The sequence below is a fragment of the Methylibium sp. T29 genome (genome assembly GCF_000576205.1).
GTDB classification, from domain to species: Bacteria; Pseudomonadota; Gammaproteobacteria; order Burkholderiales; family Burkholderiaceae_C; genus Methylibium; species Methylibium petroleiphilum.
Genome location: NZ_AZND01000588.1, coordinates 1 through 649, shown reverse-complemented (window position 1 = coordinate 649; position 649 = coordinate 1). Strand labels below are relative to the sequence as shown.

1 protein-coding gene is annotated in these 649 nt (G+C 74.7%); it reads right to left on the bottom strand.

All coding sequences use genetic code 11. From position 1 onward, the window contains the following. The coding region (locus tag x551_RS22985; RefSeq protein WP_036252224.1) for an amidase family protein at positions 1 to 649 on the bottom strand (649 nt) is incomplete at both ends.

Here is a 649-nt window from a genome sequence, read left to right as displayed (position 1 = left end):
GACCGCGGCGCGCGCCTCGGGCAGCGCGTGCTCGTGGAAGTAGCCACCGAGCACCGCGATGCGCAGGCCGTCCGCGCCCCGCGCCAGCGTGGCATGCGTCGGCTCGATGGGGCGCTGCACGCAGCCCGGGTCGGCGGCGTCCCAGCCCTGCAGCAGGTCGTAGCTGAGCGCCAGGTCGGGCACCGAGCGCGCGAACGGACCGAGGTGGTCGAGGCTGGCGACGAAAGGGTAGGAGCCGTGGCGCGGCAGCCGGCCATAGGTGGGCTTGAGGCCGAACACGCCGCACAGCGAACTGGGCACGCGGATCGAGCCGTTGGTGTCGGAGCCCAGGGTCAGCGGCACCTGGCCGGCGGCGATGGCCGCGCCCGAGCCGCCCGACGAGCCGCCTGCGCTGCGCGCCAGGTCGTGCGGGTTGTGGGTGGCGCCGGCGTGGCTGTTCTCGGTGGTGAAGCCGTAGGCGTACTCGTCCATGTTCAGCGCGCCCACCAGCACCGCACCGGCCGCTTCGAGCCGCTCGACCAGCGGCCCGTCGCGCAGCGCCGGCGCACGCTCGCGCTCGATCTTCGAGCCGGCCAGCGTGGCCAGGCCCTGCACGTCGAACAGGTTCTTCACCGCGAAGGGCACGCCCAGCAGCGGCAGCGCCGCGGTG